16 protein-coding genes are annotated in these 12,844 nt (G+C 74.4%); 7 read left to right on the forward strand and 9 right to left on the reverse strand.

Features of this window, described 5'->3' with window-relative positions:
* Positions 1 to 111 precede the first annotated feature (111 nt).
* The gene (locus tag CHB94_RS20075; RefSeq protein ID WP_254920795.1) at positions 112 to 348 is read left to right on the forward strand and encodes a DUF305 domain-containing protein; all 237 of its coding nucleotides are present in this window, start codon (positions 112 to 114) and stop codon (positions 346 to 348) included.
* A 209-nt stretch (positions 349 to 557) separates the two neighbouring features.
* On the opposite strand, the gene hypF is transcribed toward CHB94_RS20075, so the two are convergent.
* From hypF to CHB94_RS20105, 6 genes are read right to left on the reverse strand one after another with little or no spacing between them, the layout of a single operon-like run.
* Positions 558 to 2,906, reverse strand: coding sequence for a carbamoyltransferase HypF (hypF, locus tag CHB94_RS20080; RefSeq protein ID WP_089338337.1), 2,349 nt, complete (start codon positions 2,904 to 2,906; stop codon positions 558 to 560).
* A 13-nt stretch (positions 2,907 to 2,919) separates the two neighbouring features.
* Positions 2,920 to 4,023, reverse strand: a complete 1,104-nt coding sequence (gene hypE / locus CHB94_RS20085; RefSeq protein WP_254920796.1) for a hydrogenase expression/formation protein HypE — start codon at positions 4,021 to 4,023, stop codon at positions 2,920 to 2,922.
* On the reverse strand, positions 4,020 to 5,159 hold the full coding sequence (gene hypD / locus CHB94_RS20090) for a hydrogenase formation protein HypD (RefSeq protein ID WP_089338338.1): 1,140 nt from the start codon (positions 5,157 to 5,159) through the stop codon (positions 4,020 to 4,022). The genes hypE and hypD overlap by 4 nt, the downstream gene beginning before the upstream one ends.
* Positions 5,156 to 5,815: a D-sedoheptulose-7-phosphate isomerase gene (locus CHB94_RS20095; protein ID WP_089338339.1), complete on the reverse strand. Its 660-nt coding sequence runs from the start codon at positions 5,813 to 5,815 to the stop codon at positions 5,156 to 5,158. Before CHB94_RS20095 ends, hypD begins: the two co-directional genes overlap by 4 nt.
* The gene (locus CHB94_RS20100) at positions 5,812 to 6,543 is read right to left on the reverse strand and encodes a HypC/HybG/HupF family hydrogenase formation chaperone (protein WP_089338340.1); all 732 of its coding nucleotides are present in this window, start codon (positions 6,541 to 6,543) and stop codon (positions 5,812 to 5,814) included. Before CHB94_RS20100 ends, CHB94_RS20095 begins: the two co-directional genes overlap by 4 nt.
* Positions 6,540 to 6,860, reverse strand: coding sequence for a HypC/HybG/HupF family hydrogenase formation chaperone (locus CHB94_RS20105; RefSeq protein ID WP_089338341.1), 321 nt, complete (start codon positions 6,858 to 6,860; stop codon positions 6,540 to 6,542). The genes CHB94_RS20100 and CHB94_RS20105 overlap by 4 nt, the downstream gene beginning before the upstream one ends.
* 104 nt (positions 6,861 to 6,964) lie before the next feature.
* Between CHB94_RS20105 and CHB94_RS20110 the strand changes: the two genes are divergently transcribed.
* Genes CHB94_RS20110 through CHB94_RS20120 form a run of 3 tightly spaced genes read left to right on the forward strand, consistent with a single transcriptional unit; the run spans position 6,965 to position 8,457 of the window.
* On the forward strand, positions 6,965 to 7,723 hold the full coding sequence (locus tag CHB94_RS20110) for a nucleotide-binding protein (protein ID WP_176445663.1): 759 nt from the start codon (positions 6,965 to 6,967) through the stop codon (positions 7,721 to 7,723).
* The gene (locus CHB94_RS20115; RefSeq protein WP_089338343.1) at positions 7,720 to 8,037 is read left to right on the forward strand and encodes a nucleotide-binding protein; all 318 of its coding nucleotides are present in this window, start codon (positions 7,720 to 7,722) and stop codon (positions 8,035 to 8,037) included. Before CHB94_RS20110 ends, CHB94_RS20115 begins: the two co-directional genes overlap by 4 nt.
* Before the next feature lie 21 nt (positions 8,038 to 8,058).
* Complete coding sequence (locus CHB94_RS20120; RefSeq protein ID WP_141137576.1) at positions 8,059 to 8,457, forward strand: ATP-binding protein; 399 nt, start codon at positions 8,059 to 8,061, stop codon at positions 8,455 to 8,457.
* 11 nt (positions 8,458 to 8,468) lie between these two features.
* Here CHB94_RS20120 and CHB94_RS20125 read toward each other — a convergent pair whose 3' ends face one another.
* The gene (locus CHB94_RS20125; protein WP_089338345.1) at positions 8,469 to 8,654 is read right to left on the reverse strand and encodes an SDR family oxidoreductase; all 186 of its coding nucleotides are present in this window, start codon (positions 8,652 to 8,654) and stop codon (positions 8,469 to 8,471) included.
* Between the two features lie 190 nt (positions 8,655 to 8,844).
* Positions 8,845 to 9,639 carry a nucleotide-binding protein gene (locus CHB94_RS20130; RefSeq protein ID WP_141137577.1) on the reverse strand — a complete coding sequence of 265 codons (795 nt, stop codon included), beginning with the start codon at positions 9,637 to 9,639 and terminating at the stop codon, positions 8,845 to 8,847.
* A 124-nt stretch (positions 9,640 to 9,763) separates the two neighbouring features.
* Here CHB94_RS20130 and CHB94_RS20135 point away from each other — a divergent pair, with 124 nt between their 5' ends.
* Positions 9,764 to 10,315 (forward strand): NifU family protein, encoded by a 552-nt coding sequence (locus CHB94_RS20135; RefSeq protein ID WP_176445664.1) that lies wholly within the window; start codon positions 9,764 to 9,766, stop codon positions 10,313 to 10,315.
* Positions 10,316 to 10,331: 16 nt separating this feature from the next.
* Here CHB94_RS20135 and CHB94_RS20140 read toward each other — a convergent pair whose 3' ends face one another.
* On the reverse strand, positions 10,332 to 10,826 hold the full coding sequence (locus CHB94_RS20140) for a hydrogenase maturation protease (protein WP_089338347.1): 495 nt from the start codon (positions 10,824 to 10,826) through the stop codon (positions 10,332 to 10,334).
* A gap of 19 nt (positions 10,827 to 10,845) precedes the next feature.
* Here CHB94_RS20140 and CHB94_RS20145 point away from each other — a divergent pair, with 19 nt between their 5' ends.
* Together CHB94_RS20145 and CHB94_RS20150 are read left to right on the forward strand one after the other, a co-directional pair.
* Positions 10,846 to 12,078: a tetratricopeptide repeat protein gene (locus tag CHB94_RS20145; RefSeq protein ID WP_089338348.1), complete on the forward strand. Its 1,233-nt coding sequence runs from the start codon at positions 10,846 to 10,848 to the stop codon at positions 12,076 to 12,078.
* The gene (locus tag CHB94_RS20150; RefSeq protein WP_089338349.1) at positions 12,075 to 12,821 is read left to right on the forward strand and encodes a biotin--[acetyl-CoA-carboxylase] ligase; all 747 of its coding nucleotides are present in this window, start codon (positions 12,075 to 12,077) and stop codon (positions 12,819 to 12,821) included. The genes CHB94_RS20145 and CHB94_RS20150 overlap by 4 nt, the downstream gene beginning before the upstream one ends.
* Positions 12,822 to 12,844 lie beyond the last annotated feature (23 nt).

A 12,844-nucleotide genomic window follows, 5' to 3' on the forward strand; every position in this document is an offset into this window, starting at 1 on the left:
CGAACGGCTGCGCGGCTACGTGCAGGAGCGCCTGTCGGGCCAGATCCGTCGGCCCGACGGGACGGCGGCGTGGGACCGGCGACAGCAGCGTGGAAAGGCCGAAACAAGAACGTGAAGGGCAACATCGCCATCGTGGCGGCGAGCATCCTGCTGCTGGGTGTCGGTGTGTTCCTCGACCGCAGTCAGACGACCGTGCAGGACAGCGGCTGGATGAGCTCGATGATCCCCCACCACTCGATGGCCATCACCCGGTCGGAGCGAGCCGAGATCTCAGATGTTCGCGTGTGTGAGCTGGCCGTCTCGATCAGCGAGGCGCAGCGGCGGAGATCGACGAGATGGACTGGCTGATCGAGGACATCGAGCGCAACGGGCCGGCCACGACGACGGACGAGGCCGAGTCTCGACCTGTCCCCTCCTTCGAGGTCTCTGCAGAGCGTGAGTGTCCGGCAGGCTGACTGGGGTGACGGTCGCTGGGGCGCCACGGTCTCCGCAGGCCGGTGCCTGGCCCTGGCCAGCCGCATCACTGGAGAGCGGGATGCCGGTAGCGCGCCTCCACGTCAGTGCAGCGACCCGCCAGACCGGTCATGCTCCGGCCGGATGGACCGCCGTCCCTCGGGCTGCGGATGGGTTACGGCGGTCACCTCTCGTGCTCCCTGAAGGACCGCCGCGGCTACGGCTGCTTGGCCCGCACTGATACCACCGTCGTTGCACGGCAGGCTTTTGTGCAGCAGGACCTCCAGACCGGCGCGCCGGAGGTGGCGCGCCAATAGATCGGTGAGCAGAACGTTCTGGAAGACGCCGCCGGTCAGCGCGACGGTGTCCACGCCGTGCGCGTCGGCAAGCCGGATGGCGAGCTGCCCTGCGGACGTCGCCAGGCCCACGTGGAAGCCGGCGGCGATGTCGGCCACCGGCACGCCGGCAGCCCTGGCGGCCAGGACGGCCCGCAGGGCAGGAGCCGGGTCGAGGAGATCACCGGCCATCCCCATCGGGTACGCGGTCGTCGCGTCGCCGGTGCGAGCGAGGGCCTCCAGCTCCACGGCCGCCTGCCCCTCGTAGCTGATGCGCGCGCGGACGCCGAGCAGCGCAGCCACCGCGTCGAACAGCCGTCCGACGCTCGAGGTCTCGGGTTGGCGGCCGGAGCGCACCAAGGACAGGACCGCCGCCCACCGGGGGTCCAGCGCCGGCCCGAGTTCGGCGGCGGTCTCCTCTCCCAGGCCGCGGTGCACCCAGGACAGCGCCGTCCGCCAGGGTTCGCGCACCGCTGCGTCCCCGCCGGGCAGGACCGCGCGGGCCAGGGACGCCACACGGTCGAAGCCGGTGAGGTCGGCGAGGAGGAACTCTCCTCCCCAGAGGCTGCCGTCGGGGCCGAGGCCCAGTCCGTCGAACGCTATCCCGAGGACCGGACCCGTCCTGCCGTGCTCAACCAGGCACGACGCGACGTGCGCGTGGTGGTGCTGCACCCCGACGAGCGACAGTCCCGACTCCCGCGCCCATGCGGTAGAGCGGTAGTCCGGGTGCAGATCGTGGGCGACCGCTGCCGGCTCGACCCGGGCGAGCCGGGTCAGGTGCTCCACGGCCTGCTGGAAAGCTGCGGCCGTCGGCCAGTGCTGCAGATCCCCGAGGTGCTGGCTGAGGATCACCGACCCCCCGCGGGCGAGGGCCACCGTGTTCTTCAGCTGCGCCCCCACGGCCAGGACCGGCCGGTCTGCCGGGACCGGCAGCCGGACCGGTTGCGGCACCCAGCCACGCGCGCGACGGACGACCTGCAACCGACCGCCCGGCGCCGCGCGGACGACGGAGTCGTCGGTCCGGACATGGATCGGCCGGTCGTGCGAAAGCACACCGTCGACCAGCGGGCCGAGTAGCTCCCGCGCCTCGTCGTCGTCGCCGACGACCGGCTCGTCGCTGAGGTTCCCGCTGGTCATCACCAACGGCCGGTCCAGGTCCGCACCCAGCAGGGCGTGCAGCGGGCTCGGGGGCAGCATCACGCCCAGCTCGTGCAGTCCTGGAGCGATCTCCGCGGCGACGGCCCCCAGCGCATCGGGCCTGCGCGGTATCAGGACGACCGGGCGACGGGGCGAGGTGAGCGCCGTACGGGCTGCCGGAGCCAGGTCGCACAACGCCTCCGCCGCGGCGAGGTCGCGGACCATGATGGCGAACGGCTTGTCGGGACGGCCCTTCCGGTTCCGCAGGTGAGCCACCGCGCCGGCGTCGGTGGCGTCGCAGGCGAGGTGGTAACCCCCGACCGACTTCAGCGCGATGGTGCCGCCGTGCGTCAGGCGGGCCACCGCGGCCGTCAGAGCTGCCGACCCCGTAACCTCCTCGCCGGGTCCGGTCCAGGCCAGCCGCGGTCCGCAGTCCGGGCAGGCGTTGGGCTGGGCATGGAATCGGCGGTCGGCCGGGTCGTCGTACTCCTTCTGGCAGGCCGGGCACATCCTGAAGCCGGCCATCGTCGTCGCCGGGCGGTCGTAGGGCACCGCCCGCACGATCGTGTACCGGGGGCCGCAGTTCGTGCAGTTGATGAAGGGATAGCGGAAGCGGCGGTCGTCCGGATCGGCCAGCTCCGCCAGGCACGCGTCGCAGGGAGCGACGTCGGCGCTGACGCGCAGATCGGGGTCGGAACCGGCCGTGCTGGCCGCGATGCGGAAGCCCGCGCTGCCCGCAGGCGCCACCGTGGCCACGTCCACGCTCTCGACCGCGGCGAGCGGCGGCTGCCGTTCCCGCAGGGACCGAAGCAGCGCGTCCAGGGCCGACCGGTCTCCCTCGACCTCGAGGACGACGTCGCCGCCCTCGTTGCCGACCCACCCGGTCAGCCCGAGGTCCACTGCCTGCCGGTAGAGGAACGGCCGGAACCCGACTCCCTGCACGGTGCCGCGGACCCGGATCCGGCGCCGTTCGACCGTCATCGGGGCGCAGGGGTCAGCAGATGCGCGGCAGCGGGTCGCCCACCAGCATGTCGACGATCCGGCTGCCCCCGAAAGAGGTCTCCAGGAGGACGATCCGCTCGGGCTCGCCGGCGATGCGGCCGATGACGGCGGCGTCGGCTCCGAGCGGATGCGCCCGCAGGGCGGTCAAGGCCGCCCCGGCCTCCTCGGCCGGGACGACCGCCACGAACTTGCCCTCGTTGGCGACGTAGAGCGGGTCGATGCCGAGCAGGTCGCACGCGCCGCCCACCGGCCGCCGCACGGGCAGCGCGGACTCCTGCAGGACGACGGCGACCCCGGCCTGCGCGGCGAGCTCGTTGCAGACGGTGCCCACCCCGCCGCGCGTGGGGTCGCGCAGCCACCGGGTCCCCGGAGCCGCGGCGAGCAGCACCTCCACCAGCCCGGCGAGGGGCGCTGTGTCGGACGTGACGTCGGCCTCCAGGTCCAGATCCCCGCGGGCGAGCAGCACCGCCACGCCGTGGTCGCCTAGCGTGCCGCTGACCAGCACCACGTCCCCCGGCCGGACCCGGTCCGCGGCCAGCCGCCGGCCGGCGGGGACGAGCCCGACCCCGGCGGTGGTGATGAACACGCCGTCCGCGGCGCCGGTGTCGACCACCTTGGTGTCACCGGTGACCACCGTGACGCCGGCGGCGGCTGCAGCCGCGGCCATGTCGGCCGCGAGCGCGGCCAGCTCGGCCACCGGGAAGCCCTCCTCGATCACGAAAGCCGCGGACAGCCAGGACGGCCGGGCTCCGCACATCGCCAGGTCGTTGACCGTGCCGTGCACGGCGAGGGAGCCGATCGACCCACCGGGGAACCGGTGCGGGCGCACCACGTAGGAGTCGGTGGCGAAGGCGAGCTGGTCACCGGACGGCAGGGGCAGCAGCGCGCCGTCGCCCAGCTGTTCCAGCGCCTCGTTGCGGAACGCCTCGAGGAACACCGCGTCGATGAGCGCGGCCGAGGCCTTGCCCCCGGCCCCGTGCGCAAGCGTGACGACCTCGTCGGTGAGACGCGGCCGCCGGCGCCGGAAGGCCTCGATGCGTTCCAGCACCAGTTCCTGGCGCCCCTCCGGTACCGGAGGGTGCACGGTCGCGCTCACGAGGAGGCGGCGGCGAGTCCGGCCGCCGTCCGGTGCAGGCGCCCGAAGGTGTAGTAGGCCGCGCAGGCCCCCTCGGAGGACACCATGCAGGTGCCGATCGGCGTCTCCGGCGTGCAGGCGGTGCCGAAGACCTTGCACTCCCAGGGCTTGATGGCTCCCTTCAGCACCTCGCCGCACTGGCAGGCCTTCGGGTCGGCCACCCGGACGCCGGGCAGGTCGAAGCGCCGCTCGGCGTCCCAGTCGGCGAAGTCCTCGGACAGCGCCAGCGCGCTCTGGGCGATGAAACCGAGTCCACGCCACTCGAAGTGCGGCCGCAGCCGGAACACCTGCTGCAGCATGGCCAGCGCGATCGGGTTGCCCTCGTCCCGGACGACGCGGGTGTACTGGTTCTCCACCTCGCACCGGCCCTCGGCGAACTGCTCGAGCAGCATCACGATCGCCTGGAGGATGTCCAGCGGCTCGAACCCCGTGGTCACCAGCGGCTTGCCGTACCGGCGGGCGACGAAGTCGTAGGGCCGGTTGCCGATGACCGTGCTCACGTGCCCCGGCCCGAGGAAACCGTCCAACCGCAGGTCGGGCGACTCCAGGATCGCCTTGAGCGGCGGGACGATCGTCACGTGGTTGGAGAAGACGCTGAAGTTGCGGATGCCCCTCTCCCGCGCCCGCAGCAGTGTCACCGCCGTCGACGGCGCGGTGGTCTCGAAGCCGACCGCGAAGAACACGACCTGCATGTCCGGCGTGGCCTCGGCGATCTTCAGCGCGTCGAGCGGCGAGTACACCATCCGGACGTCGGCCCCGCGGGCCTTCGCCTCCAGCAGGCTGCCGGCGCTGCCCGGCACCCGCATCATGTCGCCGAACGAGGTGAAGACGACGCCGGGCCGCTCGGCCAGGGCAATGGCGTCGTCGACCCGGCCCATCGGGATGACGCAGACCGGACAGCCCGGACCGTGTACGAGCTCGACGGTTTCGGGGAGCAGCTGCTCGATGCCGTGCCGGTAGATGGTGTGCGTGTGCCCGCCGCACACCTCCATGAAGGCGTAGGGCAGGCCGCCGCGGCCGCCGTCGGCCAGCTCGGTGATCCGGCGCACCGCCACACGGGCCGCCGCCGGGTCGCGGTACTCGTCGACGAACCTCATGCGGGCACCTCCAGCTGCTGGAACTCCCGCTGCACCCGTTGCCAGAGGGCGTGCGCCAGGGCGGACTGCGCCTCCTGGGTCCGGTGCACGCTCTGCCCCTCGACGGCCAGGCAGTGGTCGAGATCGGGGCAGGTCGCCATGGCGCCGCCCCGGTAGCCCGCCAGCCCCACGGTCAGCAGCCCGCGCCGCCGGCCCTCCGCGAACGCCTGCAGCACGTTGACCGAGCCACCGCTGGTGGACAGACCAAGGGCGATGTCCCCGGCTCGGGCGTGCGCGATCAGCTGCCGGGAGAAGATCACCTCGACCCCGACGTCGTTGGCCAGCGCCGTGAGCACGGCGGTGTCGGCCACGAGCGAGCGCGCCGGCAGCGGCCGGCCGGACGCCGGGGAGGCGAACAGCGCGGCCTGCCCGGCGGCGTCGGTGGCCGACCCGCCGTTACCGAAGGTGAACAGCCGGCCGCCGGCCCGGAAGGCGGCCGCCATGGCGGCCGCGGCCCGGTCGAGCTCGGCGGCCAAACCGGCGATGGAGGTCCGGCGGAGCTCGAGGCTTTCGGTGGCCTTCGCCTCCGCGGAGGCGGCGAGGTCCGCCGACAGCGCCGAGCCGTCGGTCTCCTCGGCGTCGAGGAATGGGTAGAGGAAGTTGCCGCCGCCCGTCACGACGCCCCTCCTTGCGGGCCGGCGTCCAGCCGCGTGATGGCCATGCCGGCGTGCACGACGAGCAGGTCGTGCACGGCGACCGGGCCGACGAGCGACAGGTCCGCCTGCTCGAGGCCCTGACCGGCGCGGACCACCGCGGAGGCGCCCCGCACCTCGACGACCTCGGCCAGCCGCCCCTCGTCGGAGCAGGTGATGCAGACCGGACCGTCGCAGGCGGGGTCCGGCCGCAGCAGCCCGGGGTGCTCCAGCCAGACGTGCGCCAGCTCCCAGAGCAGGTGGTAGATCAGGATGAACCCGCCGTCGTGCACGGCGGCCTCGTCCGGCAGCCACAGCACGTGGTCGGCGACCCCGGCGGTGGGGCGCTCGCCCGCTCCGATCCACAGCGACGTCAGGCCCCACGCCGGTGCCCGTCGGACCAGGTCGAGGACACCGGTGCAACCGGCCGGTCCGACGGCCACCAGCACGTCGCCGGGGCGGGCGTTGGCCCGGGCGACCGTGGTCGGGTCGTGCGGCGGGAGCGCCACCGCCGGCAGTGCGGGCTTGCCGACGACGACGGGGTGGACGAACTCGACGGCGACGTGCTGGGCGTGGTGCGGGGACGTCGGGGAGGCGCACCAGAGCGTGCCACCCGCGGCCAGCCGGCGCGCCAGGGTGCGGGACGCCGCCGCGAGGTCCTCGCCCAGCCCGGCGGGCAGCCCGGTCCCGGCCGGCGCGCGGGTCGCCGTCACGACGTGGTCGCCCGCGGTGCCGCCGGGTCGGGGTGGAGACCCTCCACGATCGCGGAGTAGTCCGACAGCTCCTGCTCGTACATGTCCCCGAGCCGTTTGAGGGCGTCGAGGGTCTCCTTGGCCTCCGCCTCGTCGATCACCGCCATGGCGAAACCGACGTGCACGAGCACCCAGTCCCCCACCCGGGCGCCTCCCGGCCCGTCGAGCCCGATCAGCGCCACGGACACCTCGCGCCGGACCCCGTCGACGTCGACCTTCGCCCGCAGCGCCGCGGGATCGCTGATCGCCACGATCTGACCGGGGATGCCGAGGCACATGCGGGGAGCTCCTGAGAGTCGGTGACCTACGTCACTGTAGGCGTCCAGGTAGATGTGTGGAACCACTAGCGAACTGCCCCCCGTTCGCGCCTACAGTCCCCGTCGTGCGGGTGGCCTTCGTGGGCAAGGGCGGCGCCGGCAAGTCGTCGCTGGCCGGGACGTTCGCCCGCCTGCTGGCCCGCACCGGTCAGCGCGTCCTGGCCCTGGACTCCGATCCCATGCCCGGGCTGGCATTCTCGCTCGGCGTCGGCGTGACCGATGCCGGCCTGCCGGACGACGCGGTCGAGGAGTACGAGGAGCGCGGACGCCGCCGGTACCGGCTGCGCGCCGGGCTGACCGGCCCGGAGGCGGTCGACCGGTACGCCGTCCGCGGGCCGGACGGGGTGCACTTCCTGCAGCTGGGCAAGGCGCGAGGCCCCCGGTGGAACAACAGCCGTCAGCACTTCGGGTTCCAGGGGGTGCTGGACGACCTCCCCGGGGACGGCTGGAGCATCGTCGGGGACCTGCCGGGCGGCACCCGGCAGCCGTTCATGACCTGGGGCCGCTACGCGCGGACCTTCCTGGTGGTCGTGGAGCCGTCCACGGCGTCCGTGCTGTCGGGGCGGCGCCTGGCCCGGCTGGCGGAGGGCAGCCGCAGGCCGCGGGTGCTGGCGGTGGCCAACAAGGTCCGGGAGCCCGACGACGGGGAGCTGATCGCGGCCGGTACCGGTCTGGAGGTCGTCGGCGCCGTCCCGATGGACCGCGCACTCGCGGACGCCGACCGGCTGGGTCTCCCCGTCGTGGACGCGGAGCCTGACGCGCCGGCCGTCGCGGCAGTACGGTCGCTGGTGAACGCTCTGCGGGAACGGGAGGTGTCGTCGTGAAGATCGCCGTCGTCGGCAAGGGTGGCTCCGGCAAGACCACCACGTCCGCAGTGCTCGCCCGGACGTTCGCCCGGCACGGGCACGAGACGCTGGCCCTCGACTGCGACACCAACCCCAACCTCGGGATCTCGCTGGGTCTCGGCGAGGAGGCCACCGAGCGGCTGGTGACCGTCCGCGACGCCGTCGACGCGGGCGAGGAGGACCACGCGGTCAGCCCCGACGACCTGGTCGAGCGCTTCGGCGCGCCCGCCCCGGACGGCGTCCGCCTCGCTGTCGTCTCGGCGATCCAGAACCCGGAGCCGGGCTGCCCGTAGTGCGGGATCTCACCTGAGCAGTTGCTCGGGCAGCTGGAACGTCCCGGTCGCGCCGTCGTCGCCGACTTCGAAGCGGGCCTCGGCACCGTGCTGCGCCTCGACGGGCAGCACGTCGACGTCGTGGTGGTCGTGGTGGAGCCGACCGCCAAGTCGCTGGAGGTCGGGCGCCGGGCGGCCGACGCCGTCCGGGAGGGCGGCCTGGGCCGCGTCGTCGTCACCGCCAACCGGGTGCGCGACGACGAGGACGTCGCCCGCGTGCGTGCGGCGTTCCCGGACCTGGAGCGCGTCCTGGTGCCGGACGAACCGGCGATCGTCGCCGCCGAGCGGCGGGGCGAGGCACCGCTCGACGTGGCACCGGACTCCGCCGGCGTGAAGGCGCTGGTCGGACTTGCCGAGCACCTCCTTCCCGGTGGGGCCTGACAGCCCGACGGTCACGGCCAGCCGCGCTCCAGCAGCGGGGTGACGGTCACCTCGTTGAGGACGAGTTCGGGTGGAGCGGCGCAGATCCAGGTGATCAGCCCCGCGACGTCCCCCGGCGGCAGGGCCTCGGCCGGCTCGGCCGCCCTCCCGAGCGTCTCCCGGGCTTCCGGGGACCAGCGGCCCCGGTGGGTGTCCATGGCGCCGGGGTAGAGCAGACAAACCCCAGGACCGCGACGGCGGCGCCCTCGGCCGCGAGGGCCGACGCCGTCGCGCGACCGAGGCCGCTGCTGCCCCCCGTGACGACCGCGACCCGCCCGGCCAAACGACCCTCGGTGCTGTCCATGCCTGTGCGGTGCCGCTCCGCGGCGTCCGCCAAACCCGGCCGGGTTATCCGTCCGCTGCGAGCGATCCCCGGCTGCTCTCGACGGCGTCGAGCACCGTCTCCAGCTCGGCTCGGACGGCGGGTGTTCCTGGCGGGCTGCCCACCGCGCCGGCGCGGTCGGCGCGGGCGACGTCCTCGTCGTAGGGCAGCACGCCGGCGACCGCCAGGCCTTCCTCGGCGAGCGCGGTGCGGAGGTAATCCTCGTCCTCCGGGGAGCGCGCCTTGTTGCCGACCGCCAGCACCTTCGGGATCCCCAGCTCGGCCGCGAGCGTCGCCGTCCGTACCGCGGTGACCACCGACTTGCGGGTCGGCTCGCAGACCACCAGCAGCAGGTCCGCGTGGGCGAGGGTGCCTCCGGACCGGCTCAGGTGCTCGAGTCCGGCCTCCATGTCGACCAGCGTCAGATCCACGTCCGCCAGCGCGTCGGCGAGCAGGCTGCGGACGGTCGCGTGTCCGCCGCAGGTGCACCCCGCACCGGCCTGCGCCACCCTGATCGCCGACAGCAGCGTCGGGCCGGCGGGCGTGGGCCGTCCGTACTCCCCGACGAGGTCCTCCGCCGCCGGCCCGCCGGCCCGGCCGACCACCACGCTGCGCGGCAGCACGGGGACGGCTTCGGTCTCCTCGAGCGAGAGCCCGAGCGACAGACCGAGGTTCGGGTTCGAGTCGGTGTCGATGGCCACCACCGTCCGGCCCCGTTCCGCCCACGCGCGGGCGAGCAGCCCGGCGACCGTCGTTTTGCCGACCCCTCCCTTTCCCACCACTCCGACCTTGAGAGCTACCGGACGTGCCGTGGTGGTCATCAGCTGCTCCTCGCTGCGATCGCCGGTTGTGGCGCAGGTCACCTACTGCGAGGCACACTGCCACCACGTCGCCGAACCGTCGACAGGCAGGAGGACCGCGCTATGGCCACGGTCCGCCCCGCACATGGCTGACCCGAGCCCGGCCTCCGAGGCGGCGCTGGCGGAGCTCGGCCCGCTGCTCGACCGACTCGAGGAGCTGTTCGGCGAGGTCGAACAATTCGACGAGGCCGTCCGCGCCAAGGTGTTCGAGCTGCTCGACGGCGTGGACTCGATCCACCGGCTGGCAGTGACCCGGCTGGCCGACGCGCTGGGCGCCGATGTCGACGGACTGCGGCGCAGCGATCCGGCGGTCGCCTGGCTGTTCGAGGCCTACGGGGTGGGGGTCGACGACGTCGCGGCGGCCACCGCCGCCCTCGATCCGGTCCGGCCCTACATCACCGAGCACGGCGGCGACGTCCAGGTTCTCGGCGTCGAGCGCGGCGTGGTCCGGGTCCGCCTGAACGGCGCCTGCTCGGGCTGCACGTCGGCGGCCCAGACGCTGCGGTACGGCGTGGAGCAGGCCCTGCGGGACAACCTACCCGGCTTCGTCGCGATGGAGGTCGCCCCCGACAGCGGTGCGGCCCCGCACCCGCCGCCCGGCCCGGTGCTGCTGCAGATCCAGCCCCGGCCGGCGTGACGGCGCCGGACCCGGCTCAGCCTCCGGTGGCGACGTGCTCGGCCAGCAGCCGGTCGACCTCCGCTGCCGCGAGCTCGACCGCTCGTCCGGTGGCCGGCGACAGGCCCTGTCCGACCCGGTCGGTGTCGGTGGTCTGCACCCCCACCACGAAGGTGACGTCGGGCAGCACACCCAGGGCCCGCGCGACCATGAGCGTCTTCTCCGGGGTAGCCAGGTGCATGTCGGCGAGCTCGTCGCGCCGCCGCTCGGGCGGAAGGGTTGCGACGTCGAGGACCTGCGGACGCTGGACCACGACGGTGCCGGGCGGCCGGCCCAGGTCGACGGCGTCGACGACGATCAAGACGGCGATACCGCGCATCAGCTCCTGCACCAGGTGGATGCCCCCGATGCCGACCTCGAGGACGTCCACCCCGGCGGGCAGCTCCCGCGCCAGGAGCCGCTCGGCGACCGCGCTGCCGAACCCGTCGTCCCCGCGGAGCACGTTGCCGAAGCAGGCGACGATCGCGCTCACGGCTGAAGCGTAGGCGGCGGTGGTCGCGGAGCAGGAGTCGCTGGAGGCCCGGCTCGGCCGCTATCCGGTCGGGCGCTATCCGGTGCAGCACGCGACGGCGCAGTTCCACCTCGGTGCCGCCCGGCTGGCGGCGGGTGAGCCGACGGTCGCCGTGGAGGCGCTGACCGTCGCCCGGCAGGTCTTCGGCCGGGTGGGACTGCGCCTGGAGGAGGCGAAGGCGACCAACATGCTCGGCATCGCGCTCCGGGAGTCGGGACGGCCCGGAGACGCCGAAACAGCGTTCCGGGCCGCGGTCGGGGGGTTCGCGGCGCTCGGGCAGCCGGTCGAGCGGGCCGCGGCGTCGTACAACCTCGGCCTGGTCCTGAGGGACGCCGGCGACCTCGCCGGCGCGCAGACCGCCTGGGAGGACGCGCAGCGGTCCTTCCTCACGGCCGGGCAGCACGCCGAGGCCGGCGCATGCGCACGCGAGCACGGCGCCTCCCTGTTGACCGCCGGTGACCCGACAGGGGCCCGACTCCTGCTGGAGGAGGCGGTGGAGCTCGCCGAACGGGGCGGCGACCTGGCCGGCCTGGGCGCCGCCCTCAACGGGCTTGGCCTCGCTCTGCTCGCGACCGACCGGTCGGCCGAGGCTGCGGAGGCGTTCCGCCGGGCGCTGGGCGGTTTTCCCCGGGCCGTCCGTCCCGCGGAGTACGCGATGGCGAAGGCCAACCTGGCGCTCGCGGCCGCACGGGCAGGGCAGGACTCCCGGGCCCGGCTGGCCGCCCGGCAGGCCTTGGCCGTGGCGGCTGCCACGGGACCGGTGCGGGACCAGGCCCGGCAGGTGCTCGCCGTGCTGCCGCCCCCGCCGGGGGACGACCTGCTCACCGTGCTCGACTCCGAGCCGCCCGACCGGTGGACCGCCACCCTCCGGGAGGAGGTGCTGCGCCTGGTCGAGGCGACGGCGTCCGACCGGGAGGCCGCCGTGGCCGGCCTGCTCGAGGGCGCCCTGGCTCGCCCGGGCGCCGCGGTTGCGCTCGGGCAGAGCTTGTTGCACGTGCTGCTCGAACTGCCGCCCGCCGCCTACGACGCCATGGTCAGGGCCGCCGTGGCGGCGGGGGTGGGGAGCACCGGCCGGTCCACGGAGGCCGGCGATGCCCTCGCCGGCGTCATGCGCTCGGCCATGGCCCGGTTCCCCCTTCCGCAGTGGCAGCGCCTGGCGACGAGCTTCGACGCGGTGGCGGCCGAACGCGGCGAGCGGCTCGGCTGGCGATGACCGGCGACCTCGCCGCGGACGAGCTCGCCCCCGCGCTGGGCGACCGGCCGTTCCGGACCTACCCCGCGCTGCTGTCCACCGAGCCGGAGGCGATGGCCTGGGCCCGCTCCGGTGCCCCGGCGGGTGCCGTGGTCGTCGCCGACTACCAGGCGTCACCCCGGGGGCGCGGCGGCTGGCCGTGGCAGGTGCGGGCCGGACGTGGACTCGGCTTCTCGATGGTCCTGCGTCCTGAGCTGCCACCGGAGCGCGAGGGCTGGCTCTACGTCGTCGTCTCTGTCGCGCTGGCCGATGCCCTGGCCGACGCCCGGGATGACGCCGGTTTCGACTGGCCGGAGACCGTCACCACCGCGGACGGCGCCACGGTGCTCGCTCGGATCGGCGTGTTCGTCCAACTCGGCCCGGCACGGATCGACTGGGGGGTCGCCACGGTGCTCGTGGAGGACGCGGGGCCACCGCGCGGTCCGCTGCTCGCCCGCCTGGCCGCCGCCGTCGAGACCCGGCTCGCCGAGCCGGTCGACGCCGTGCTGGCGGCATACAGGCCGCGCTGCCGCACCGTGGGCCGGTCCGTGCGGGCGCGGATGATCCCACTCGGCCCGGGCGGGCCGGCCGTCGTCGGGGAGGCCGTCGGCGTGCTGGCCGATGGCGCGCTCGTCCTGCTCACCCCTCGGGGCAACCGCGTCGCCGTCCGCCCGCCGAACCTCGGGGTGCTCGAGCCCGCCGAGCCGGACGCCGAGGGCATGTAGGTGTCCCGTGCATGTAGTAGCGT

It is taken from the genome of Blastococcus mobilis (genome assembly GCF_900188025.1).
GTDB lineage: Bacteria > Actinomycetota > Actinomycetes > Mycobacteriales > Geodermatophilaceae > Blastococcus_B > Blastococcus_B mobilis.

Bases quoted from the DNA above. Each gene is read 5' to 3' on its own strand.
- CHB94_RS20130 (WP_141137577.1), bottom strand. From the start codon at position 9,639: ATGACCACCACGGCACGTCCGGTAGCTCTCAAGGTCGGAGTGGTGGGA.
- CHB94_RS20105 (WP_089338341.1), bottom strand. From the start codon at position 6,860: ATGTGCCTCGGCATCCCCGGTCAGATCGTGGCGATCAGCGATCCCGCG.
- CHB94_RS20125 (WP_089338345.1), bottom strand. From the start codon at position 8,654: ATGGACACCCACCGGGGCCGCTGGTCCCCGGAAGCCCGGGAGACGCTC.
- hypF (WP_089338337.1), bottom strand. From the start codon at position 2,906: ATGACGGTCGAACGGCGCCGGATCCGGGTCCGCGGCACCGTGCAGGGA.
- hypD (WP_089338338.1), bottom strand. From the start codon at position 5,159: ATGAGGTTCGTCGACGAGTACCGCGACCCGGCGGCGGCCCGTGTGGCG.
- CHB94_RS20135 (WP_176445664.1), top strand. From the start codon at position 9,764: ATGGCTGACCCGAGCCCGGCCTCCGAGGCGGCGCTGGCGGAGCTCGGC.
- CHB94_RS20150 (WP_089338349.1), top strand. From the start codon at position 12,075: ATGACCGGCGACCTCGCCGCGGACGAGCTCGCCCCCGCGCTGGGCGAC.